The organism is Afipia sp. GW822-FHT03D08, assembly GCF_058801645.1.
Genome location: NZ_JBXANK010000001.1, coordinates 1178414 through 1202747 on the forward strand (window position 1 = coordinate 1178414; position 24334 = coordinate 1202747).

Below are 24334 nucleotides of genomic sequence, written 5' to 3' on the forward strand. Positions count from 1 at the left end.
GTCGTTCGCCTTACAGCCCGGTGGTCACGTCGATGCGATGACCTTCTTCGAGGGTCACAACAGCGCGCTTGGTATCCGACTGAGAACCGAACTGGCCGCGGAAGACTTTCGTCTTGCCCTTGCGAACCAGCGTGTTGACGCTCTTCACCTTGACGTCGAACAGCTTCTCAATCGCGTCCTTGATCTGCGGCTTGGTCGCCTTCGACGCGACCTTGAACACAACCTTGTTGTGCTCGGAAGCCACGGTCGCCTTTTCGGTCACGACCGGCGCAACGATGATGTCGTAATGACGCGCATCCTGAGTCTTCATTTGAAGCGCGCCTCCAACGCATCGAGAGCGGCCTTGGTCAGAACGAGCTTCTGACGGCGCAGAATGTCATAGACGTTGATGCCCTGGATCGGCAGTACGTCGATGTGCGGAATGTTGCGCGCAGCCTGCGCGAAACCGGTGTTCACTTCCGCGCCGTCAATGATCAGCGCGTTGGTGATCTCCAGACCCGAGAAGTGTCCGAGCAGAGCCTTGGTCTTGGCGTCCTTCAGATCGGCATTTTCGATCACGATCAGACCGCCGTCCTGAGCCTTCGCCGACAGGGCGTGCTTCAGGCCGAGCGCGCGGACCTTCTTCGGCAGATCGTGCGCATGCGAGCGAACGACCGGACCGAATGCACGGCCACCGCCGCGGAACTGCGGAACGCGAGCCGAACCGTGACGAGCACCGCCGGTGCCCTTCTGCTTATACATCTTCTTGCCGGTGCGCCAGATTTCCGCACGGCCCTTGGCCTTGTGCGTACCAGCCTGACGCTTGGCGAGCTGCCAGTTGACGACGCGCTGGATCAGATCCTTGCGCGGCTCAAGGCCGAAGATCTCGTCCGAGAGCTGAACCGAACCGGCGGCTTTGCCTTCAAGGGTTGTGACCTTCAATTCCATCACGCGCCCTCCTCAGCCGGAGCCGCTTCAGGAGCAGCATCGGTTCCGCCAGCCAGCTTGAACTTGCCAGGCTTCGCAGCTTCCTTCGGAAGCGGCTTCTTCACCGCATCGCGCATCGTGATCCATCCGCCCTTGGAGCCGGGAACGGCGCCTTCGACGAGGACCAGACCGCGCGCAACGTCCGTCTGGACGACGCGCAGGTTCAGCGTGGTGATGCGATCGACGCCCATGTGGCCAGGCATCTTCTTGTTCTTGAAGGTCTTGCCGGGATCCTGACGGCCGCCGGTCGAACCGATCGAACGGTGCGAGACCGAGACGCCGTGGGTTGCGCGCAAGCCGCCGAAATTCCAGCGCTTCATGCCGCCGGCGAAGCCCTTACCGACCGAGGTGCCCGTCACGTCGACGAACTGGCCGACAACGAAATGGTCCGCCTGGATTTCAGCGCCGACCGGGATCAGCGAATCCTCCGAGACGCGGAATTCCGCGACCTTGCGCTTCGGCTCGACCTTGGCGACGGCGAACTGGCCGCGCTCAGCCTTCGGCAGATAGACGCTTTTGCGCGAGCCCGAACCGAGCTGCAAAGCGACGTATCCATTCTTCTCGGTCGTGCGATGGCCAACAACCTGGCAATTGCCCAACTTGAGCACGGTCACAGGGATATGTTCACCGGTCTCCGTAAAGACCCGCGTCATCCCGACCTTTTGTGCGATCACTCCGGAGCGCATCGGCGTGCTTCCTGTTCTTTCTGTCCCGAGGGACTAACTAACTTATCTTGTGAGCATGACCCGGTCCGAAAACCGGTGCCCACCATTCGGGGTCATGCTCAGAGCTTGATCTCGACGTCGACACCGGCGGCGAGGTCGAGCTTCATCAGCGCGTCCACGGTCTGCGGGGTCGGATCGACGATATCGAGAAGGCGCTTGTGAGTGCGCATCTCGAACTGCTCGCGGCTCTTCTTGTCGACGTGCGGCGAACGGTTGACGGTGAACTTCTCGATGCGGGTCGGCAGCGGAATGGGTCCGCGAACCTGAGCACCGGTACGTTTTGCCGTGTTCACGATCTCGCGGGTCGACGTATCGAGAATCCGATGGTCGAACGCCTTGAGACGAATGCGAATATTCTGGCCGTTCATTGCCGTTTGTCTTTCTCTAAGAGCGAGTAGTGAGTGGTGAGCAGCGAGCAGTTACCTGCTCGCTACCCTCTATTCGCGTCTTTACTCGATGATGCTTGCGACGACGCCTGCACCCACGGTGCGGCCGCCTTCGCGGATAGCGAAGCGGAGCTTTTCTTCCATCGCGATCGGCACGATCAGGTGCACTTCCATCGCAATGTTGTCGCCCGGCATCACCATTTCGGTACCTTCCGGCAGGTGAACCACGCCCGTCACGTCGGTCGTGCGGAAGTAGAACTGCGGACGGTAGTTGGTGAAGAACGGGGTGTGACGTCCGCCCTCTTCCTTGGTGAGGATGTAAGCCTCAGCCTTGAACTTGGTGTGCGGCTTGACCGAACCCGGCTTGCAGAGAACCTGACCGCGCTCGACTTCTTCGCGCTTGGTGCCGCGGAGCAGCGCACCGATGTTGTCGCCAGCCTGGCCCTGATCGAGCAGCTTGCGGAACATTTCGACGCCGGTGACGGTGGTCTTCTGGGTGGCCTTCAGACCGACGATTTCGATTTCCTCGCCGACCTTCACGATGCCGCGCTCGACACGGCCGGTGACGACGGTGCCGCGGCCCGAGATCGAGAACACGTCTTCGACCGGCATCAGGAACGGCTGGTCGATCGGACGCTCCGGCTGCGGGATGTAGGCGTCAACGGCCTTCATCAGCTCCAGAACGGCGTCGTGGCCGAGCTTCGGATCCTTGTTCTCGAGAGCGGCAAGCGCCGAACCGCGAACGATCGGAATATCGTCGCCCGGGAAGTTGTACTTCGAGAGCAGTTCACGGACTTCCATTTCCACGAGCTCGAGGAGCTCCGGATCGTCGACCATGTCGCACTTGTTCAGGAACACGACGAGCGCAGGAACGCCGACCTGACGGGCGAGCAGGATGTGCTCGCGGGTCTGCGGCATCGGGCCGTCAGCAGCGGACACGACCAGGATCGCGCCGTCCATCTGGGCAGCGCCGGTGATCATGTTCTTCACGTAGTCGGCGTGGCCGGGGCAGTCGACGTGAGCGTAGTGACGGTTCGGCGTCTCGTATTCGACGTGAGCGGTCGAAATGGTGATGCCGCGCGCCTTCTCTTCCGGCGCCTTGTCGATCTGATCGTAGGCCGTGAACGTAGCACCGCCAGCTTCAGCCAGAACCTTCGTAATCGCCGCGGTCAGCGACGTCTTGCCATGGTCGACGTGACCGATGGTGCCGATGTTGCAGTGGGGTTTCTTACGTTCGAATTTCTCTTTAGCCATGACGTTCTCCGTTCAACTTTGACTTACGTCAAAGAAATCAAGCAAACTTTTTCTGGACTTCTGCCGACACGTTTGCCGGCGCTTCAGCGTAGTGATCGAATTGCATCGTGAAGGTCGCGCGGCCCTGGCTCATCGAGCGCAGGTTGTTCACGTAACCGAACATGTTCATGAGCGGCACCATCGCGTTGATGACGTTGGCGTTGCCGCGCATGTCCTGACCCTGGATCTGGCCACGGCGAGAGTTGAGATCGCCAATCACCGAACCCGTATAATCTTCAGGGGTCACAACCTCGACCTTCATGATCGGCTCGAGGAGGACCGACTTGCCCTTCTGCAGCGCTTCGCGGAATGCAGCACGCGACGCGATTTCGAAGGCGAGCGCCGACGAGTCGACGTCGTGGTACTTGCCGTCCACGAGCTGGACCTTGACGTCAACCACCGGGAAGCCGGCAACGACGCCCGACCCCATCACGCTGTTGAGGCCCTTTTCGACGCCGGGGATGTATTCCTTCGGCACCGCGCCACCGACGATCTTCGATTCGAACTCGTAACCGGCACCCGGCTCGTTCGGCTCGACGATGATCGACACTTCAGCGAACTGGCCCGTACCACCCGTCTGCTTCTTGTGGGTGTACTTGACCTCGGCCCGCTTGGTGATCTTCTCGCGGAACGCAACCTGCGGCGCGCCGATGTTGGCGTCGACCTTATAGGTACGGCGGAGAATGTCGACCTTGATGTCGAGATGAAGTTCGCCCATGCCCTTCAGAATGGTCTGGCCGGACTCGTGATCGGTCGACACCCGGAACGACGGATCTTCCGCCGCGAGCTTCGCCAGAGCAACGCCCAGCTTTTCCTGATCGGCCTTCGACTTCGGCTCGATCGCGATTTCGATCACCGGCTCCGGGAATTCCATCTTTTCAAGGATGACCGGATGATCCGGATCGCACAGCGTGTCGCCGGTGCGGGCTTCCTTGAGGCCGGCCAGCGCGACGATGTCGCCAGCGTAGGCTTCCTTGATGTCTTCACGGTTGTTCGCATGCATCAGCAGCATGCGGCCGATACGTTCCTTCTTCTCGCGCGTCGAGTTGATGACGCCGGTGCCGCTCATAAGAACGCCCGAATAGATGCGGCAGAAGGTGATGGTGCCGACGAACGGGTCGTCCATGATCTTGAACGCGAGCAGAGCCAACGGCTCCTTGTCGTCGGCCTTGCGCACGACTTCGTTGCCGTCCTCGTCGGTGCCCTTGATTGCAGGCACGTCGACCGGCGACGGGAGATAGTCGACCACGGCGTCGAGCAGCGGCTGAACGCCCTTGTTCTTGAAGGCCGAACCGCAGAGCACAGGATAGAACGCGCCGGTCAGCACCGCCTTGCGGATGAGCCGCTTCAGCGTCGCTTCGTCCGGCTCATTGCCGTCGAGGAACGCAGCCAGCGCGTCATCGTCGAGTTCGACAGCGGCTTCGACGAGCTTCTCGCGGTACTCCTTCGCCTTGTCGGCGAGGTCAGGCGGAATTTCGACGACGTCGAACTTCGCGCCGAGCGCTTCGTTGTTCCAGACGTAGGCCTTCATGATCACGAGATCGACCATGCCCACGAAATTGTTTTCCGAACCGATCGGAAGCTGGATCGCAACCGGCTTCGCACCGAGGCGATCGATGATGTCCTGCAGACACTTGTAGAAGTCGGCGCCGGTCTTATCCATCTTGTTGGCGAAGACGATGCGCGGAACCCTGTACTTGTCGCCCTGGCGCCAGACGGTTTCGGTCTGCGGCTCGACGCCCTGGTTGGAGTCGAGCACGCAAACGGCGCCGTCGAGCACGCGCAGCGAACGCTCGACTTCGATGGTGAAGTCGACGTGGCCGGGGGTGTCGATGATGTTCAGGCGCTTGCCGTTCCAGAACGCGGTGGTCGCAGCCGAGGTGATCGTGATGCCACGCTCCTGCTCCTGCTCCATCCAGTCCATCGTCGCGGCACCTTCGTGCACTTCGCCGATCTTGTGGCTCTTGCCGGTGTAATAGAGGATGCGCTCAGTCGTCGTCGTCTTACCGGCGTCGATGTGCGCCATGATACCGAAATTACGGTAGTCCTCGATGGCATGTTGGCGGGGCATAGCGGCTGTCCTTAATTTCCGTTCGTTTCGCCGTTACCAGCGATAATGCGAGAAGGCACGGTTGGCTTCCGCCATCTTGTGCACGTCTTCACGCTTCTTGACCGCGTTGCCACGATTGTTCGACGCATCGAGCAGCTCAGCGGAGAGCCGTTCGGTCATCGTCTTCTCGTTGCGGCCACGCGCGGCCGTAATGATCCAGCGGATGCCCAGTGCCTGACGGCGGGTCGAGCGAACTTCGACCGGCACCTGGTAGGTGGCGCCACCGACGCGGCGCGAGCGCACTTCGATGGTCGGCATGACGTTTTCCAGCGCCTGCTCGAACACCGGCAGCGGACCCTGCTTGGTCTTCTGCTCGATCATCTCGAGCGCACCGTAGACGATGCTTTCGGCGGCAGACTTCTTGCCGTCGTACATGATCGAATTCATGAACTTCGTGATGATGATGTTCCCGAACTTCGGATCCGGGTTCACTTCACGCTTTTCAGCCGAATGGCGACGCGACATCGTAAATGCTCCCGCTTACTTCGGACGCTTCGCGCCGTACTTCGAACGGCGCTGCTTGCGGTTCTTGACGCCCTGCGTATCGAGGACGCCGCGGAGAATGTGATAGCGCACGCCGGGCAAATCCTTGACGCGGCCGCCGCGGATCATGACCACCGAGTGCTCCTGAAGGTTATGGCCTTCACCCGGAATGTAGCCGATGACCTCGAAGCCGTTGGTCAGGCGCACCTTCGCGACCTTACGAAGCGCCGAGTTGGGCTTCTTCGGAGTCGTCGTATAGACGCGCGTGCAAACGCCACGCTTCTGCGGCGACTGCTGCAGAGCTGGCACCTTCTTGCGCGACTTCTGCGCTTCGCGTGGATTCGCGATCAGCTGGTTGATCGTCGGCATCGTTCGCCTTCACCCTTGTTCGCGCGAAGCCTTGCAAGCTTCGCAAATTCATTCGGAGCCAACCGCCCCACTCGCTTCACGCCGGCAACCAGACTGGGGTTCTCGGTCCGCGCCGCGCACTCAACATGCGCAAAACGAAACGGCGCCATCCATTCGGGCTCCGAATGGAAAGCGCTTGAACGCCACAGAGGACCACAATCGAAACCGTGGTCATGCATCCGAGACTGATCTTTGAAGGCGTGCGCAAAAGCGCGGTGGCCCGAGAGATCAATGTTGTCCTGGCATTGCCTGGCTAGTGCCGACAGCGTCTGAGCGACATTCGTCGAGGTTGGTGCCGATCCATCCGCAGAAAGCGGGCTGAAAAGGTGATCCGTTCCGACGCAGGGAAGCTCACCGCCTGTCGTGAAGTGGCCGGGTTTTATAAGCCATGCACACTCAAGTCAAGACTAAACGACATGCGAAAAGAGCAAGCGCCAGAGCCACTTCTGACACACCGCATGAAGCCGCGCAGTCGCCGATTGTGACACGGCACGCGAATCTTCACCGGGCAAAATCCGGCCGATTCTGCGCCCGCAAACCCGCCCCGGCAGCCGTTCCGGACACCCGCGCAAGCCGCGAATCCCCGTTCGCATCCGGCAGAGCGGGCTCATCCCGCTCCGTCGATTCGGCTAATGTAGTTTTATTTCAATGATTTACAAGGATGGACGGAGATTGCGGGTTTAAAGGTTCGGCGCCAGCCGCCGCTTTGCCGGGATCAGGGAGGTGGCCCGCAGCCAGTCCCGCAGATCGCGCAGCCGCTCGTAGCCGTACTGCCGGGCCGCCTCGAGGGCGAACACCAGCGAGCGAGTCGAGCCGACGTCGACCACCGCATCGACCATGGTTTTCCGGCCGGTCCAGAGCTGGGCCATGAAGCTGCCCTCCGCCGAGCACGAATCGATGGCTTGTACCTCCGTCGCGGTGAAAAGCTGCTCGGTCAGCTTGTCGATAAGGACAGCGCCCGGCGAGTACTTCGCAAACTCGCCGTCGAACGCGATTTTCCAGGTGTAGGCCGTTGGCCCACAATACATCAGCACCTGGGCGGCAATCACCCGCCCGTCGAGCCGCAGCAGCGCCACCGAAGCGTCACCGTCCGCCGCAAGGTCACCGATCAACCGCCGGGTAAACGCCGTGTCCCGTTCGCTGCAAAGAATCGCGGTGCCCTCGGCGCCCTTCCAGCTTCGCTTTTCGAGATCGAGGAACTGCTCGTACGCGGCCTTTGCCGCATCCACGTTGCGGTCGTTCACCACCTCAAGCGTGCCGAGAGCCGACAGCCTGTTCCAGTCCTGCCGAAGCTTCTTGCGGGTCGAGCCCGAATTCTTCACGCCCTTCTCCCGCGTCACCGACGGCCGCAAGGTCCGGGTCAGGGTCAGATGGGCGTGACGTTCATCCGCGATGGTTTTTTGAATCGCGGCATAGGCCTGCGAGTCGGCATCCATTTCCTTCAGGCTGACCACATTGGGCAGCGCCGGATTGTTGCGGATCGCGGCAAAGAACGCGGGGATCACCTCGCCCGCAAAGGCCGGATCGATCACCGGCGTCGACAGAAATGCGTAGTTGAAGGGCCGGGCCTCAAGCATCGCCGGCCAGAACATCATGACGCTGCGCTGCTGCAAGGCCCACAGACCCACGAGCCGCGCGGACTCGACACCCTCCTCCCAGGCCAGCAGCACATAGACCGCCGCGAACATGGTGTCGAAAGCCGCCTTCAGCGCGACGGGATTCATGAATGCGTTGCCGGGCGCGCGCCGGATGAGATCATCCCACTGTGCGCTGATATCCTGGCCCGGTTTTGCGACCGTAACTGAAATCATGAAGGCCAAACCTGGGAAGCGCCTGGAAGCCGCATTCTCGCGGTGGCGGATTGCGAGGGCATGACTGTGATCCAAAACCAGGCTGCCCTACTCTGGTTCCATTAATGCTGCGGCGGCCAGTCGCAGGCAAGCCGCAACCATTTTAATCGTTAATACCTGCGTTTTCGCGGCATTAACCTCACCGGACGTTCACCACGTTTGTTTCAAGCTTTAGTCGAGTTTGCAGCCGTAATGCTAAGCAGCTCAGATAGAGGCGAAACATGCGGCACACAGACATCGCCATCGTTGGCGGCGGACTTGCGGGATCGACCGCAGCCGCGATGCTGGGCCGCGCCGGCATCTCAGCGATCCTGATCGATCCCCATAAAATCTATCCGCCCGACTTCCGCTGCGAAAAACTCGGCGGCTATCAGCTCGACCTGCTGCGCAAGACCGGCATCGCGGACGCGGTGCTTGCTGCCACCACGCTCGATCACAGCGCCTGGACCGCCCGGCTGGGCCGCCTGCTCGACAAGAAGCCGAGCGACCAGCACGGCATCATCTACGACGATCTCGTCAACACCGTTCGCCGCCAGATCCCCGGCAATGTCGATTTCATCGAGGCCAAGGTCACCGCCGTCGCAACCAGCGCCGATCGCCAGATGCTCACACTGTCGAACGGCGAAGAAATTTCCGCGCGGCTGATCGTACTGGCGAACGGCCTGAACATCGGCCTGCGTCACACCCTCGGCATCGAGCGCGAAGTGATCAGCCCGTGTCACTCCATCACCGTAGGCTTCAATGTCGTACCGGTCGGCCGGGAGACGTTTGAATTTCCGGCCCTGACCTATTTCACGGAGAATTCCGCGGCGCAGATGTCCTATCTGACGCTGTTCCCGATCGGCTCCGCCATGCGCGCCAACCTCATGGTCTACCGCGGGATGGACGATCCATGGCTGCGCCGCATGCGCCAGACTCCCGAGGAGGCCATTCACGAACTGATGCCGAACCTTCGCGCCCTCTCCGGCGAGTTCAAGGTCGATGGCATCATCAAGATCCGTCCGGCCGATCTGTACATCACCAAGGGGCACCGGCGGGCGGGCATCGTGCTGGTCGGCGATGCGTTCTGCACGTCCTGTCCTGCTGCAGGCACCGGCACCGGAAAAGTGTTCATGGACGTGCAGCGTCTGTGCAACGCCTACATCCCGGCCTGGCTTGCCAGCGAGGGCATGGACGCGTCGAAGATTTCGCAGTTCTACGACGATGCGGAAAAGTGCGCGAACGACGCCTCTTCACAGCGTCAGGCCTACGATCTGCGTTCGATTTCCATCGATACCGGACTGCCGTGGCATGTCCGGCGCTGGGTCCGCTTCCTGCATCGCGCAGGCCTCGGCGCATTGCGTCATGTGCGCGAGACGCTGTCGGTCCGGCGGACGGCGCAGCCGTAACACTTCATCTCACATTTCAATTGAGATTGAATGAGCCTGCCTATCGTTCGACCCACCTCTCCCGTGGGGAGAGGTCGACTTCGCGACAGCGAAGTCGGGTGAGGGCGTAGAATCTCTCGATAGATTGAGGGCCCCTCACCCCACCCCTCTCCCCAACGGGGAGGGAGCAGATCTCGGGTGCCGCGATATTTCAATCGGCCGCAAAAAGTGCGATCACTCGTCATCATCATCATCGTCGTCGTCATCCTCTGCCGGATGATGCGACTGATGAAGCTGGTCATCCCAGAGCTTCCGGTACATGCCGTTGGCCTTGAGCAACTCGGCATGCGGACCGCGTTCGATGGCCTTGCCGTTGCTGATGACGATAATTTCGTCCATGTCGACCACCGACGTCAGGCGGTGGGTCGAGAAGATCATGGTGCGGCCCTTGGCGACCTTGAGCAGCGTGCGGTTGATCGCCGCCTCCGTGGTCTGGTCCAGCGCCGAGGTCGCTTCATCCAGCAGCAGCACCGACGGATTGCGGACAATGGCGCGCGCAATCGCGATGCGCTGGCGCTGGCCGCCGGACAGCGTATCGCCGCGCTCGCCGACCACCGTGTCGTACTTCTGCGGCAGCGTCATGATGTAACGATGGATTTCGGCCTTCTTCGCCGCATCCTCGACCTCGGCGTCGGTCGCGCCATCCTTGCCGAGACGGATGTTCTCGCGGAGCGACATGTTGAACAGCATGTTCTCCTGGAACACCACCGCCATGCTCCTGCGCAGCGAGTCGCGCGTCACCCTGCGGATATCGACGCCGTCGATAGTCACCTTGCCCTCGTTCGGCTCGTAGAGGCGCAGGATCAGATTGAGCAGTGTGCTCTTGCCGGAGCCGCTCGGTCCCACAATGGCGATGTTCTTCCCCGCGCCGATCTTGAGCGAGAGCCCGTCCAGCACCGTGGTGTCGCTGCCTTCATACTTGAAGACGACCCGGTCGAAGTTGATGTTGTCGGTGATGCGCGGCAAATCGGGCGCGCCGGGCCGGTCGGCGCCGCGCGTCGGCTCGTCGAGCAGTTCTTCCATATGCCGCACGGCCGCCGCCGCCTGAATCGCGACGGGAATGAAGTGCATCAGATGCGCGATGTTATAGGAAATTTCCCAGAACGCGCTCTCGAAGGTGACGAACGTCCCGATGGAAATCTTGCCGATGGTTGCGAGATAAGCGCCGATCGCCAGCACGATCAGGTGCAGCAGCAGCACCGATACGGTGACGGTGCGCTCAACCATGGTCGACAGGAAGGTCGCATCGGCCATCGAGCGGCGCGCCGCGTTGTTGCGGAAGGAGAACCAGCCGAACGCCTTGCGTTGCAGGCCGAACGCCTTCACCACCATTTGCGCTGCGACGTTTTCCTGCACCACGCCGAGGATCGCGGACTCGTTGACCTTCTGCTCGTAGTTGGCCTGAACGGCCTTCGGGGTCAGGATGCGTGGGCCGATCAGCGTGATCGGAAAGATCAGGAGCGCCACGGCAGCGAGCTGCCAGTTCAGCCAGATCATCAGGCCGATGCCCGCGATCAGCTCGAGGAACGGCAGCATCGCGCTGTTGGCGAAATGCTTGACCGAGGATTCGTAGCCCGCCATGTCGACGGAAAACCGCGACAGGATCTCGCCGCGCTTGGTGCGTCCGAAGAAGGACGCCGGCAGGTTCTGGACATGCTCGAACAGCCGGGAGCGGACATCGGAGATGACCGCCGCCGCCAGCCGCGCGTCCCAGCGCTCGTACCACACCGCGACGATGGATGTGATGATGCCTGCGGCAGCCAGCACGCCCAGAATAGTGTAGAGCGCCTGGAAATCTTCCTCGCCGAGCGCGTCGTCGATCAGGAACTTCAGGCTGAGCGGCATGATGACGTTGAACAACGTCTCGATGAAAAGGCCGATCGCGACGAAGCTGAGCCAGGTCTTGTAGTTGCGCAGATGCGGCCAGGTGAACCGCCACAGGGTCGCGAACGCGCCCGCGGCCTCGCTCGCGGTAAACGCGACGAGATCCTCGTCGTCGTCATCATCGTCGTCGATGTCGTCCGGCTCCGGGGGCAGAGGTATGTCAGCCTGAGCCGTCGCGGCAAGGCGCGCAGCTTCGTCGTCGAGCGGCTTGCCCGACCCTGCCTTGTCGGTATCCGGGGTGGTCGCCATCTAAAACCGTCGCTGCGCGGCCAAACGGCCGCAATCACTTGCCGCAGCGGCCGGATGGCCGGTGCACCCTTAAGCGATTAGTCGTCGTCGGCAATCTTGTCAAAGAACGAATAACGCAGGCTGTCGGCGTCGGCGTACCAGTCGCCCGGCCCCTTGTTCGCCGCGAGCGTCGCGTCCCAAACCGCGTCGGTGGTATCGCGGCGATGCATGGACAGGTCGAAACCGTTGCCGAAGAACAGTTCGGACCATTCCCACCAGGTGCCCAGTTTTTTGACACCGCGCAGCAGGTCGTAGCGGTCGATCAGGGCCGGCGCCATGTCGCTGGTGATCGATCCGAACACAAAACCAGTCTTCACCACGCGATTGAGTTCGCGGACGGCGCGCGTCACCTGCTTGGGCGAGATATGACAGAGGCTGGTTTCGAAAACGAAATCGAACTCCTCGGCCTTGAACGGCAGCTTGGTAAGCGAACCGAGCTTGTTGTACTTGCGCAGCGCCTTCGGCGTCTTGCCGTGAATGTAGCGGTTGTTCTCGATACCCCAGGCATCGATGCCGCGTTCGCGCAGCGCACCGACCAGTTCGCCGCTCGCCGAACCGGCAACCAGCAGCTTGTAGCCCTTGGCCCGGTTCCAGACGATCTTGATGAGGTTCATCAGATAGTCCGGATCGGTAAACTGGTTCCAGACCTCGCCGTAAGGGCCGGTGTTGCGGTAGTTGTCGAAATAGGCGCGATCGATCTTGTCGGACGGCACGTTGCCGCTCTCGCCGCGCTCATAACGCAGCTTGATCATCTGCGTCAGGATGATGTCGGTCGCGGCATCAGAGGAATCCAGCAGGCCGTTCAGCGTCGAGTCGAACAGATAGTCGCCGACCACGACAAAGCCCGGATGGTCCGTCGGCTCGGGATGGTGATTGGTCATCACGTCGCGCGCAGGCAATCCGCCCGGAATACAGTTCACCGACGACAGCCAGCGATGAGTCTTGCCTTCGAGGAAATGCGCGCGGGCGTCGCCGAAGGATTTCGGCAGCGACTTGATTGCCGCGTCGATCAGCTCCTTGTCGCTGAGATTGGCGAATGCCAGCGCATCGGAGCCCGGGATCAGCCAGTTCAGCACGCCGTGGCGGCCGACATCGTGCCGCGCACCTTCGACGTAAACGCAGCAGCCGCCGAAAGCCTCGGACATCCACCACGCGCCCGGAACCTTGTCGCCCCAGAACGGCTCGTCGAACAGGATCGAGACGCGCAGATAGTGAGCCGGACGATCGAAATAGGCGATGTGCTTGATCATCGAATGGCGCAGCAATTCGCCGTCCCAGTTCATCGTCGTCAGCCACGAATGCGGCAGGCACATCACGACGAGATCGTGCTCCTTGGTGATCGGCCCCTTGCCGTTCATCATGTTGATGGCGTAGCGCCCGGAATCCGCCTTGCCGACCTTCAGAACCCGATGGTTCAACTGGATGTCGGCCTCGATTTCACTTCGCAGGCTGTGGATGAGCTGCTCGTTGCCGTTCTGGATCGAGTAGAGGCCAATGTAGCCGTCCACATCCATCACGAAGTTCTTCAGCGCGTTGAGCCCGTTGGTGTTGTGCGGCTCGGTGGCAATGTCCGACCGCGCCATCACTTTCAGGAAGCGCTTGGCGACCGGATCAGCGACTTCGCGGTCCAGCAGTTCCTCGGCGCTCATGTAGGCCCAGGGATGCTCGTTGTCGTGCGCGCCGACGCCCTCATAGTATTCGGTGGGCGACACCATCTTGGCGCAGAGCTTGCGGAAATCCTCGATCGCCTTGGCGGTCTGCGCGCCGTACTTGCGGCGCATGCCGGGCACGTCGTCCAGCAATTCGCCGTCAAGCTGCACCTGCTCGGCGTCCATCGGGATGGTCTGCAGGCCGAAATGCTGGATCAGCTCCCGCAGCGGATCAGGACCCGTCATCGAGTAGTCATAGATCTCGGCGACGCCCGCCTCGTACATCGCCGGCGCGGTGTCGAATTGCTTGGTCAGGATCTTGCCGCCGACGCGGTCGGACGCCTCGTAGATCGTGACGCGGCAAAGCGCCCCAAGTTTCTTCTTGAGGTACCAGGCGCTCATCAGGCCACCCGGCCCACCGCCTACAATCGCAAGATCGAGCATGTCGTCCTTCGCCCCCTGCCGGGTACCCGTTCGGGTTTAAGCCGGTCTAACTCATCTTAAACAAATGCGTTTTTCATCTGAAGGGAAGATGAACAAAGCGCGATCCGACGCGAAAAAGGCTGAAGGTGCCTAAAAGAACAGCGTTTTTGCGGTTTTGACCGGACTGGCGGGGAGCAAGGGCAACCAGAGCGCTGGCATCCGCGCCACCGGCAGCACCCGCCCGGGAGGGGGCTGGGGGGGGTTGGCGTAACCTCATGCCGGAAAAGAAATAGGCCGGCTCGCGCCGGCCCGTGGAGGTGTTCCTCAGTATTCCGAGCCACGAACATCAAAATAATCACCGCAAGGCGATCATGTCCTATGGCTTCAAACTATCGCCAGTTTCTATAGCCCTGCCCTAATCGCATGCGCATCTTCGTTGGTCACAGAATAGCCATACAGTAAGACGGTCACGGGACGATACATCCCCCAAATGGGTCAAAGCCGTAAGAGGTATTGTTCAGCATAAACATCAGGTCGGGGGATGGGTCCCTACTCTATTTGATGACCAGCCGCGCCATCATCGCCGCAAGCTCGCTCTGGCGCGACACGCCGACCTTGGAAAAGACCCGCTTCAGGACCGATCGCGCGGTTTCTTCAGCAATGCCCAGCCGCTCCGCAGCGTCCTTTGGCGACAATCCGGAACCCACCAGCGCGGCAATGCGGGCTTCGCCCAGCGTCACACCCAGAACATCGCGGATCAGCGAAGGATCGGGAATGCCGTCCGCGGTCGGATTCATCAATAGAACGATGGCACGGGCACGCGTGAGAAAACCGTTGCCGACATTCTTCGCCGGGATCGGCAGCACATACAGCGCCAACGGTCGGTTGGCGTTCTGCCGATGCACAAGGATCGGTTTGGTTTCCTGGGACAGGATAATCCGGTTGCCATCGAGGGCATTCCGGATCGCGGTCACCGCCTCCCCGCTCGCGGCGGGATTTGAAATCACCAGGCGATCGTTCACGATATTCAATCCATCGCCGAGAAGCGCCTGGGAGGCCGCATTGGAGGACACCACACGGCCCATCGCATCCAGCGCGAACACGCCGATTCCGATCCGGGCCATCGCGATGCCCATGCCGGCGTTGACGGACTGGGCGTCCATCAGGTGGATGCTCAGACGCAGCGATGTTTCGACATGCGGAGCAAGCCGCTCCAGAATCTGCAACTCGTCTTCCGAATATTCCGGTCGGCCGATCGCACGCTGCACGCTCAACGCGACTTCTATATGCGGGTCCGGGGAGACGGTCGCCGCCGCAAAATATTTGAGGCCATGCCGCCGCAGCAAATCGTTATAGAACGGGTCGGTCTCCATTTCCTCAGGCGTCAGAAGATCACGATCCGTAATGATATCCCGCTTGAAGAAATAGCCGCGTTCGCGCGCCCGGATGGCCCGGATGTCGCGGTCGCTCCAGCTCTGGGCGTATTCGGCGCACACTTCCCTTAGCGATGGAGATTCGATGACGCCAAAACTGCCGTCGTCGCGGCCGTAAATAAGGATCGCCCCGACATCGTCGAAGCATTTCGTGACGATCTCGAGCGTTGACGGCCATCGCGATGGATCCACCGCGGACGCATAGATAGCTTCAATCGCCGCAATCAGACGGTCAGGCTGCTGCAAAACAGGCCTCGCAATGGGATCAGGCGTCAGGCGCCAAATAAAGAACTATAAAAATAACATGGTGTTCCCGCCGCCGGTGTGAGGAGGATCACATAAGCGTAAACACGGGGGGCCGCTGAAAAGTCCGCCACCGTAACAAAAAGGCCGCCCTTTCGGGCGGCCTTTTCATCATATGACATATGTCATTTGCTGCGGAATTACTCCGCCGGCGGCAGAGCCAGCGGTTCCGCTTCCGGAGCAGCCGGGGTGATCGCCGCCTGCTTCTCGCGTTCGTCGAGGATCAGCTTGTCGCGCTTGGCTGCGACTTCGCGGATCTTCGCCATCGAGGCGCCGGTACCGGCCGGGATCAGGCGGCCGACAATGACGTTCTCCTTGAGGCCTTCCAGCGGGTCCACCTTGCCGTTGACGGCAGCTTCGGTGAGCACGCGCGTGGTCTCCTGGAACGACGCCGCGGAGAAGAACGACCGCGTCTGCAGGCTGGCCTTGGTGATGCCGAGCAGCACCGGGGTACCGGTCGCGGGCTTCTTGCCCTCTTCCTTCGCCTTGGCGTTGAGCGCGTCGAACTCGATCTTGTCGACCTGCTCGCCCGAGATCATGTCGGTCTCGCCCTGATCGGTGATCTCGACCTTCTGCAGCATCTGACGGACAATCACTTCGATGTGCTTGTCGTTGATGAGCACGCCCTGGAGCCGGTAAACTTCCTGGATTTCGTTGACCAGATAGGCAGCGAGTTCCTCGATGCCCTTGATCGCCAGGATGTCGTGCGGCGCCGGATTGCCTTCGACGATGAAATCGCCCTTTTCGACGATGTCGCCGTCCTGCAGATGGATGTGCTTGCCCTTCGGAATGAGGTACTCGCGGGTCTCCTCGTTCTTGTCGACAGGCTCGATCGAAATGCGGCGCTTGTTCTTGTAGTCGCGGCCGAAGCGGATCGTGCCGGCGATTTCCGCGATGATCGCAGCATCCTTCGGCTTACGGGCTTCGAACAGTTCCGCGACGCGCGGCAGACCGCCGGTGATGTCGCGGGTCTTGGCGCTTTCCGTCGAAACACGGGCAAGAATGTCGCCCGCCTTGACCTTGGCACCTACGTCAACCGACAGAATGCCATCCACCGAGAGCATGTAACGGGCGTCACCGCCGCGTGCCAGCTTCAGCACCTTGCCATCCTTGCCCTTGACCACGATGGCGGGACGAAGGTCCGCGCCCCGGCCGGTCGTGCGCCAGTCGATAACCACGCGCTTTGCGATACCCGTGGATTCGTCGAGCGTTTCCGAGATCGACTGGCCTTCGACCAGATCCTCGAATCCGATCGTGCCTTCGACTTCGGTCAGAATGGGGCGTGAATACGGATCCCACTCCGCGATGCGCTGGCCGCGCTTGATCATATCGCCCTCTTCGACGCGCATGCGCGCGCCGTACTGGATGCGATGCGTCGCACGCTCGGTGCCGTCCGGATCGACCACGGCGACGACCATGTTGCGGACCATTGCAACATTGAAGCCTTCGCTGTTGGTCGCGATCGCCTTGTTCTTGATGACGATCTTGCCGTCGAAGTTCGACTCGATGAACGACTGCTCGTTGATCTGCGCCGCACCGCCGATGTGGAACGTGCGCATGGTGAGCTGCGTGCCGGGTTCACCAATGGACTGCGCGGCGATGACGCCGACAGCCTCGCCGTGGTTAACCGGCGTACCGCGGGCGAGATCGCGCCCGTAGCACTTGCCGCAGATGCCGTTGACCAGTTCGCAGGTCAGCGCCGAGCGGATCTTCACTTCCTGGATGCCGGCCTGCTGGATGGCGTCGACGTGAGTCTCCTCCATCAGCGTGCCGCGCTTGACGACGACCTTGTTGGTCGCCGGATCGCGCAGATCCTCGCCCGCGGTGCGGCCGAGAATACGCGACGCCAGCGAGGCCACGACCGTGCCCGCATCGATGATGGCGCGCATCTTGATGCCGAGCTTGGTGCCGCAATCGTCCTGCGTGATGATGCAGTCCTGCGCCACGTCCACCAGACGACGGGTGAGATAGCCCGAGTTCGCGGTCTTCAACGCCGTATCCGCGAGGCCCTTACGGGCGCCGTGGGTGGAGTTGAAGTACTCCATAACCGTGAGGCCTTCCTTGAAATTCGACACGATCGGCGTTTCGATGATCGAGCCGTCCGGCTTGGCCATCAGGCCGCGCATGCCGGCGAGCTGACGCATCTGGGCCGGCGAACCGCGCGCGCCCGAGTGAGCCATCATGTAGATCGAGTTGATCTGGGAATCTTCGCCCTTCGCGTTCTTCTTGACGGACGAAATTTCCTTCATCATCTGCTCGGCGATCTTCTCCGAGGCTTTCGCCCAGGCGTCGACCACCTTGTTGTACTTCTCGCCCTGAGTAATCAGGCCGTCGTTGTACTGCTGCTCGAAGTCCTTCGCCATCGTGCGGGTGTCGTCGACGATCTTCCACTTGCCGTGCGGCACGACCATGTCGTCCTTGCCGAACGAGATGCCCGCCTTGAAGGCGTTGTAGAAGCCGAGCGCCATGATGCGGTCGCAGAAGATCACCGTCTCCTTCTGACCGCAGTGACGGTACACCTGATCGATTACGCCGGAGATTTCGCGCTTCGTCATCAGCTTGTTGATGGTGTCGAAGGGCACCTTGCCGTGCTTCGGCAAAACCTGCCCGAGCATGACGCGGCCGGCGGTGGTGTCGTAGATCTTCGAGATCGTCTTGCCTTCCTCGTCGACCCCGGTCCACCGGTACTTGATCTTGGTGTGCAGGTGGATGACCTTCGAGAACAGCGCGTGCTCGATCTCCGCCATGTCGCGGTAGACCTTGCCCTCGCCCTGCAGGCCCTCACGCATGATCGAGAGGTAGTACAGGCCGAGCACGATGTCCTGCGACGGCACGATGATCGGCTGGCCGTTCGCCGGATGCAGGATGTTGTTGGTCGACATCATCAGCACGCGCGCTTCCAGCTGCGCTTCGAGCGACAGCGGGACGTGCACGGCCATCTGGTCGCCGTCGAAGTCAGCGTTGAAAGCGGCGCAAACCAGCGGATGAAGCTGGATCGCCTTGCCTTCGATCAGCACAGGCTCGAACGCCTGAATACCGAGACGATGCAGCGTCGGAGCGCGGTTCAGCAGCACCGGATGCTCGCGAATAACCTCGTCGAGAATATCCCAGACCTCGGGACGCTCTTTTTCAACGAGCTTCTTCGCCTGCTTCACGGTGGTGGACAGGCCCTTGGCGTCGAGCCGCGAGTAGATGAACGGCTTGAACAGCTCGAGCGCCATCTTCTTCGGCAGGCCGCACTGATGCAGGCGCAGTTCCGGACCGACCACGATGACCGAACGGCCGGAGTAGTCGACGCGCTTGCCGAGCAGGTTCTGACGGAACCGGCCCTGCTTGCCCTTGAGCATGTCGGCGAGCGACTTCAGCGGACGCTTGTTGGCGCCGGTGATGACGCGGCCGCGGCGGCCGTTGTCGAACAGTGCGTCGACGGCCTCCTGCAACATGCGCTTTTCGTTGCGGATGATGATGTCCGGCGCGCGCAGCTCCATCAGCCGCTTCAAGCGGTTGTTGCGGTTGATGACGCGGCGATACAGGTCGTTCAGGTCGGAGGTCGCGAAGCGGCCGCCATCGAGCGGCACCAGCGGACGCAGGTCCGGCGGAATCACCGGCACCACCGTCATGATCATCCACTCCGGCTTGTTGCCGGACACGCGGAAGGCTTCGACGATCTTCAGGCGCTTGGCGAGCTTCTTGTGCTTGATGTCGGACTCGGTTTCGGCCATCTCCGCGCGAAGCTGGCCATCGAGCTTCTCAAGCTCGAGACCCTTCAGCAGTTCGCGGATCGCTTCCGCGCCGATCATGGCGGTGAAGCTGTCCTGGCCGTACTCGTCCTGAGCACGGAGATATTCTTCTTCAGACAGCAGCTGACGGTCCTTGAGCGCGGTCAGACCCGGCTCGAGAACGACGTAGTATTCGAAGTACAGAATGCGCTCGAGGTCTTTCAGCGTCATGTCGAGCAACTGGCCGATGCGCGACGGCAGCGACTTCAGGAACCAGATGTGCGCAACCGGAGCAGCCAGCTCGATGTGACCCATACGCTCGCGTCGGACGCGTGACAGCGTCACTTCGACCGAGCACTTCTCGCAGATGATGCCCTTGTACTTCATGCGCTTGTACTTGCCGCAAAGACACTCATAGTCCTTGATCGGCCCGAAGATGCGCGCGCAGAACAGGCCGTCACGCTCGGGCTTGAACGTGCGGTAGTTGATGGTTTCCGGCTTCTTGATCTCGCCGTAGGACCACGACAGAATCTTCTCAGGCGATGCGATCGAAATCCGGATCTGGTCGAAGACCTGGGCCGGAGTCGTCGGATTGAAGAGATTCATAATTTCTTGGTTCATCGTCTTCTCCTCGCGTGCCGATCGTCATCGGCAGCAAATTCGAAACTTGTCAGTCGTCTCGCGCCCTGCCCGACGTTCAGACAAGGCGCGGATGCCCGGCTGCATGAGCCGGGCATGAAATCTTGATTACTCGGCCGCTTCGGACGTCGGCGTCGGACCCAGCTTGGAATTGTGCAGGTCGACGTTGAGGCCGAGCGAACGCATTTCCTTGACGAGCACGTTGAACGATTCCGGGATACCCGCTTCGAACGTGTCGTCGCCGCGCACGATGGCCTCGTACACCTTGGTACGGCCGGCCACGTCGTCCGACTTCACGGTCAGCATTTCCTGGAGCGTGTACGCCGCGCCGTAAGCCTCGAGCGCCCACACTTCCATTTCGCCGAAACGCTGGCCGCCGAACTGCGCCTTGCCACCCAGCGGCTGCTGGGTCACGAGCGAGTAAGGACCGATCGAACGCGCGTGGATCTTGTCGTCCACGAGATGGTGCAGCTTGAGCATATAGATGTAGCCCACCGTCACGTTGCGATCGAACTGGTCGCCGGTGCGTCCATCGTACACGACCGACTGGCCGGACTTATTCATCCCGGCGAGCTCGAGCATGTCCTCGATGTCCTTCTCCTTGGCGCCGTCGAACACCGGCGTAGCGATCGGCACGCCGGGCTTGAGGTTACGCGCCAGTTCGAGCAGTTCGGAGTCGTTCAGCGACTTGATGGTCTCGTCGTCGCCGTAGACCTTCTTCAGGGTCTCCTTGAGCGGCTTGAGATCCTGCTTCGACCAGTAGGCCTCCGCAGCCTGCCCGATCCGCTTGCCGAGGCCCGCACAGGCCCAGCCAAGATGCGTTTCGAGAATCTGGCCGACGTTCATGCGCGAAGGCACGCCGAGCGGATTGAGCACGATGTCGGCATGCGTTCCGTCTTCAAGGAACGGCATGTCTTCGATCGGCACGATCTTCGACACCACGCCCTTGTTGCCGTGACGTCCCGCCATCTTGTCGCCGGGCTGAATCTTGCGCTTCACCGCGACGAAGACCTTGACCATCTTCATCACGCCGGGCGGCAATTCGTCGCCACGCTGAAGCTTCTCGACCTTGTCGAGGAAGCGCTGTTCAAGGCCCTTCTTCGATTCGTCGTACTGCTTCCGCATGGCTTCGATTTCAGCCATCAGCTTGTCGTTCGGCGAGGCGAACTGCCACCACTGCGACTTCGGATACTCCTCGAGCACCGCACGGGTGATCTTGGTGTCCTTCTTGAAGCCCTTCGGACCAGCAATGCCCTGCCGGTTTTCAAGCAGGTCAGCGAGGCGGCCGAAAACGTTACGGTCGAGAATCGCCTGTTCGTCGTCGCGGTCCTTGGCAAGACGCTCGATCTCTTCCCGCTCGATCGCCAGCGCACGTTCATCCTTGTCGACGCCGTGGCGGTTGAACACGCGGACTTCCACGATCGTGCCCTGCACGCCCGGAGGCACGCGCAGCGAGGTATCGCGAACGTCGGAGGCCTTTTCACCGAAGATGGCGCGGAGGAGCTTTTCTTCCGGCGTCATCGGGCTTTCGCCCTTCGGGGTGATCTTGCCGCACAGGATGTCGCCGGCGCGGACTTCCGCGCCGATGTAGACGATGCCGGCTTCGTCGAGGTTCTTCAGCGCTTCTTCCGAGACGTTCGGAATGTCGCGCGTGATTTCCTCAGGACCGAGCTTGGTGTCGCGGGCCATGACTTCGAATTCCTCGATGTGGATCGAGGTGAAGACGTCGTCCTTCACGATCCGCTCGGAAAGCAGGATCGAATCTTCGAAGTTGTAGCCGTTCCACGGCATGAACGCGACGAGCACGTTGCGGCCGAGCGCGAGTTCGCCGAGATCGGTCGACGGACCGTCAGCGATGATGTCGCCCTTGCGCACCTGGTCGCCCACCTTCACCAGCGGACGCTGGTTGATGCAGGTCGACTGGTTCGAGCGCTGGTACTTCATCAGACGGTAGATATCGACGCCCGACTTGGTCGGATCGAGATCTTCCGTCGCGCGGATAACGATACGGGTCGCGTCGATCTGGTCGATCACGCCGGTGCGGCGTGCGGCGATCGCAGCACCCGAGTCACGGGCCACGACGCCTTCCATGCCGGTGCCGACGAACGGCGCTTCGGCGCGCACCAGAGGCACGGCCTGACGCTGCATGTTCGAGCCCATCAGCGCGCGGTTGGCGTCGTCGTTCTCGAGGAACGGGATCAGCGCCGCGGCGACCGAAACGAGCTGCTTCGGCGACACGTCCATGTAGTCGACCTTGTCCGGCGTGATCTGCAGAACTTCGCCGGCGTGGCGGCAGATCACCAGATCGTCGGTGAAGCGGCCCTTGTTATCGAGCGGCACGTTCGCCTGAGCAACGCGGTAGCGGCCCTCTTCCATCGCGGAGAGATAGACCACGTCGTCAGTCACGCGGCCGTCCTTGACCTTGCGGTAAGGCGTTTCCACGAAGCCGTACTTGTTCACGCGCGCGAAGGTCGCGAGCGAATTGATCAGACCGATGTTCGGGCCTTCCGGCGTCTCGATCGGGCAGATACGGCCGTAATGCGTCGGATGCACGTCGCGGACTTCGAAGCCCGCGCGTTCACGCGTCAGACCGCCCGGTCCAAGCGCCGAGAGACGGCGCTTGTGCGTGATTTCCGACAGCGGGTTGGTCTGGTCCATGAACTGCGAGAGCTGCGACGAGCCGAAGAACTCGCGCACGGCAGCAGCGGCAGGCTTCGCGTTGATCAGGTCCTGCGGCATGACGGTGTCGATATCGACCGACGACATGCGCTCCTTGATCGCGCGCTCCATGCGCAGCAGACCGATACGGTACTGGTTCTCCATCAGCTCGCCGACCGAGCGCACGCGGCGGTTGCCGAGGTGATCGATGTCGTCGATTTCGCCCTTGCCGTCGCGCAGGTCGACCAGCGTCTTGATGACGGCCAGGATGTCTTCCTTGCGCAGGGTGCGCATGGTGTCCGGCGCGTCGAGTTCGAGACGCATGTTCATCTTCACGCGGCCGACGGCCGACAGGTCGTAGCGCTCCGAGTCGAAGAACAGCGACTGGAACATGGCCTGCGCGGAGTCGAGCGTCGGCGGTTCACCCGGACGCATCACGCGATAGATGTCGAACAGCGCGTCTTCACGCGTCATGTTCTTGTCAGCGGCGAGCGTGTTGCGGATGTAGGGACCGATGTTGACATGGTCGATGTCGAGCAGCGGCAGTTCCTTGTAGCCCTGCTCGTTCAGCGCCTTCAGCAGCTTCTCGGTGATTTCCTCGCCCGCTTCGGCGTGGATTTCGCCGGTCTTCGGATTCACCAGATCCTCGGCCAGATACATGCCGACGAGCTCATCGTCGGACAGGCGCAGCGCCTTGAGGCCCTTTTCCTGGAGCTGGCGCGCGGAACGCACGGTCAGCTTCTTGCCGGCTTCGAGCACGACCTTGCCGCTATCGGCGTCGATCAGGTCATTGATGGTCGAATAGCCGCGGAAACGATCGGCAACGAACGGCACGCGCCAGCCGTCCTTGATCCGCTTGTACTGGATCTTCTTGTAGAACGTGGACAGGATTTCTTCGCCGTCGAGACCGAGGGCGAACATCAGCGACGTCACCGGAATCTTGCGGCGGCGGTCGATACGCGCGAACACGATGTCCTTGGCGTCGAATTCGATGTCGAGCCACGAACCGCGGTACGGAATGACGCGCGCGGCAAACAGCAGCTTGCCCGACGAATGGGTCTTGCCCTTGTCGTGATCGAAGAAGACGCCCGGCGAGCGATGCATCTGCGAGACGATAACGCGCTCGGTGCCGTTGACCACGAAGGTGCCGTTCATCGTCATGAGCGGGATATCGCCCATGTAGACGTCCTGCTCCTTGATGTCCTTGACGGACTTGGCGCCGGTTTCTTCGTCAATATCGAACACGATGAGGCGCAGCGTCACCTTGAGCGGCGCAGCGAACGTCATGCCGCGCTGGCGGCACTCATCAACGTCATATTTCGGCTGTTCGAACTCGTAGCGGACGAATTCGAGCTGCGAGGTTCCCGAGAAATCGTTGATCGGGAACACCGAGCGGAAAACCGCCTGCAAGCCTTCGTCAAGCCGCCCGCCGGTAGGTTCGTCCACCATCAGGAACTGGTCGTAAGACGCCTTCTGAACCTCAATGAGGTTCGGCATCTCGGCAACTTCCTTGATGTGTCCGAAGAACTTGCGAACTCGCTTGCGACCGGTGAACGTCTGCTGCGCCATCGTGGCCTCTCATTTTTGCCGCCCTTGACTGGCGGCCGCTTCCGGAGTGCGATGGGCACCGCATCCGGGTTAAATTTCAAATCGCCCGGACAACTGTCCCGGCGTCACGGCATCCGAGCTT

Annotated in this window: 15 protein-coding genes; 1 reads left to right on the forward strand and 14 read right to left on the reverse strand. The window is 61.4% G+C overall.

Annotated features, from left to right (window positions below; all coding sequences use genetic code 11):
• Positions 1-10: 10 nt before the first annotated feature.
• The 9 genes from AC1RM7_RS05845 to AC1RM7_RS05885 all read right to left on the reverse strand — a co-directional run bounded on the left by AC1RM7_RS05845 (position 11) and on the right by AC1RM7_RS05885 (position 8182).
• Entirely contained in the window at positions 11-310 is a 300-nt protein-coding gene (locus AC1RM7_RS05845; protein WP_006021067.1) for a 50S ribosomal protein L23, read from the reverse strand.
• A complete protein-coding gene (gene rplD, locus AC1RM7_RS05850; RefSeq protein WP_024920148.1) occupies positions 307-927 on the reverse strand; it encodes a 50S ribosomal protein L4 in 621 nt (206 codons plus the stop codon). Before rplD ends, AC1RM7_RS05845 begins: the two co-directional genes overlap by 4 nt.
• Positions 927-1652 (reverse strand): 50S ribosomal protein L3, encoded by a 726-nt coding sequence (rplC, locus tag AC1RM7_RS05855; RefSeq protein WP_006021069.1) that lies wholly within the window; start codon positions 1650-1652, stop codon positions 927-929. Before rplC ends, rplD begins: the two co-directional genes overlap by 1 nt.
• A gap of 98 nt (positions 1653-1750) precedes the next feature.
• The gene (rpsJ, locus tag AC1RM7_RS05860; protein WP_002712302.1) at positions 1751-2059 is read right to left on the reverse strand and encodes a 30S ribosomal protein S10; all 309 of its coding nucleotides are present in this window, start codon (positions 2057-2059) and stop codon (positions 1751-1753) included.
• Positions 2060-2140: 81 nt separating this feature from the next.
• Positions 2141-3331, reverse strand: a complete 1191-nt coding sequence (gene tuf / locus AC1RM7_RS05865) for an elongation factor Tu (protein WP_006021070.1) — start codon at positions 3329-3331, stop codon at positions 2141-2143.
• 37 nt (positions 3332-3368) lie between these two features.
• Complete coding sequence (fusA, locus tag AC1RM7_RS05870; protein ID WP_024920147.1) at positions 3369-5441, reverse strand: elongation factor G; 2073 nt, start codon at positions 5439-5441, stop codon at positions 3369-3371.
• Positions 5442-5474: 33 nt separating this feature from the next.
• The gene (rpsG, locus tag AC1RM7_RS05875) at positions 5475-5945 is read right to left on the reverse strand and encodes a 30S ribosomal protein S7 (protein WP_006021072.1); all 471 of its coding nucleotides are present in this window, start codon (positions 5943-5945) and stop codon (positions 5475-5477) included.
• A 15-nt stretch (positions 5946-5960) separates the two neighbouring features.
• Positions 5961-6332: a 30S ribosomal protein S12 gene (gene rpsL, locus AC1RM7_RS05880; protein ID WP_002712306.1), complete on the reverse strand. Its 372-nt coding sequence runs from the start codon at positions 6330-6332 to the stop codon at positions 5961-5963.
• Positions 6333-7051: 719 nt separating this feature from the next.
• Positions 7052-8182, reverse strand: coding sequence for a GNAT family N-acetyltransferase (locus tag AC1RM7_RS05885; protein WP_024920146.1), 1131 nt, complete (start codon positions 8180-8182; stop codon positions 7052-7054).
• A 260-nt stretch (positions 8183-8442) separates the two neighbouring features.
• Here AC1RM7_RS05885 and AC1RM7_RS05890 point away from each other — a divergent pair, with 260 nt between their 5' ends.
• Positions 8443-9609, forward strand: coding sequence for an FAD-dependent oxidoreductase (locus AC1RM7_RS05890; protein WP_492839438.1), 1167 nt, complete (start codon positions 8443-8445; stop codon positions 9607-9609).
• Between the two features lie 213 nt (positions 9610-9822).
• On the opposite strand, the gene AC1RM7_RS05895 is transcribed toward AC1RM7_RS05890, so the two are convergent.
• The 5 genes from AC1RM7_RS05895 to rpoB all read right to left on the reverse strand — a co-directional run bounded on the left by AC1RM7_RS05895 (position 9823) and on the right by rpoB (position 24213).
• Positions 9823-11781 (reverse strand): ABC transporter ATP-binding protein, encoded by a 1959-nt coding sequence (locus tag AC1RM7_RS05895; RefSeq protein ID WP_024920144.1) that lies wholly within the window; start codon positions 11779-11781, stop codon positions 9823-9825.
• A 77-nt stretch (positions 11782-11858) separates the two neighbouring features.
• Positions 11859-13913, reverse strand: a complete 2055-nt coding sequence (locus AC1RM7_RS05900) for an FAD-dependent oxidoreductase (RefSeq protein WP_024920143.1) — start codon at positions 13911-13913, stop codon at positions 11859-11861.
• 533 nt (positions 13914-14446) lie between these two features.
• Positions 14447-15571 (reverse strand): helix-turn-helix transcriptional regulator, encoded by a 1125-nt coding sequence (locus AC1RM7_RS05905; RefSeq protein ID WP_024920142.1) that lies wholly within the window; start codon positions 15569-15571, stop codon positions 14447-14449.
• A 197-nt stretch (positions 15572-15768) separates the two neighbouring features.
• Positions 15769-19968, reverse strand: a complete 4200-nt coding sequence (rpoC, locus tag AC1RM7_RS05910; protein ID WP_006021078.1) for a DNA-directed RNA polymerase subunit beta' — start codon at positions 19966-19968, stop codon at positions 15769-15771.
• Between the two features lie 126 nt (positions 19969-20094).
• Positions 20095-24213 (reverse strand): DNA-directed RNA polymerase subunit beta, encoded by a 4119-nt coding sequence (rpoB, locus tag AC1RM7_RS05915; RefSeq protein ID WP_006021079.1) that lies wholly within the window; start codon positions 24211-24213, stop codon positions 20095-20097.
• Between the last annotated feature and the right edge of the window lie 121 nt (positions 24214-24334).

What these genes read in the sequence shown, in the direction of transcription:
- AC1RM7_RS05845 (WP_006021067.1), bottom strand. Translation starts at nt 310, where the DNA reads ATGAAGACTCAGGATGCGCGTCATTACGACATCATCGTTGCGCCGGTC.
- rplD (WP_024920148.1), bottom strand. Translation starts at nt 927, where the DNA reads ATGGAATTGAAGGTCACAACCCTTGAAGGCAAAGCCGCCGGTTCGGTT.
- rplC (WP_006021069.1), bottom strand. Translation starts at nt 1,652, where the DNA reads ATGCGCTCCGGAGTGATCGCACAAAAGGTCGGGATGACGCGGGTCTTT.
- rpsJ (WP_002712302.1), bottom strand. Translation starts at nt 2,059, where the DNA reads ATGAACGGCCAGAATATTCGCATTCGTCTCAAGGCGTTCGACCATCGG.
- tuf (WP_006021070.1), bottom strand. Translation starts at nt 3,331, where the DNA reads ATGGCTAAAGAGAAATTCGAACGTAAGAAACCCCACTGCAACATCGGC.
- fusA (WP_024920147.1), bottom strand. Translation starts at nt 5,441, where the DNA reads ATGCCCCGCCAACATGCCATCGAGGACTACCGTAATTTCGGTATCATG.
- rpsG (WP_006021072.1), bottom strand. Translation starts at nt 5,945, where the DNA reads ATGTCGCGTCGCCATTCGGCTGAAAAGCGTGAAGTGAACCCGGATCCG.
- rpsL (WP_002712306.1), bottom strand. Translation starts at nt 6,332, where the DNA reads ATGCCGACGATCAACCAGCTGATCGCGAATCCACGCGAAGCGCAGAAG.
- AC1RM7_RS05885 (WP_024920146.1), bottom strand. Translation starts at nt 8,182, where the DNA reads ATGATTTCAGTTACGGTCGCAAAACCGGGCCAGGATATCAGCGCACAG.
- AC1RM7_RS05890 (WP_492839438.1), top strand. Translation starts at nt 8,443, where the DNA reads ATGCGGCACACAGACATCGCCATCGTTGGCGGCGGACTTGCGGGATCG.
- AC1RM7_RS05895 (WP_024920144.1), bottom strand. Translation starts at nt 11,781, where the DNA reads ATGGCGACCACCCCGGATACCGACAAGGCAGGGTCGGGCAAGCCGCTC.
- AC1RM7_RS05900 (WP_024920143.1), bottom strand. Translation starts at nt 13,913, where the DNA reads ATGCTCGATCTTGCGATTGTAGGCGGTGGGCCGGGTGGCCTGATGAGC.
- rpoC (WP_006021078.1), bottom strand. Translation starts at nt 19,968, where the DNA reads ATGAACCAAGAAATTATGAATCTCTTCAATCCGACGACTCCGGCCCAG.
- rpoB (WP_006021079.1), bottom strand. Translation starts at nt 24,213, where the DNA reads ATGGCGCAGCAGACGTTCACCGGTCGCAAGCGAGTTCGCAAGTTCTTC.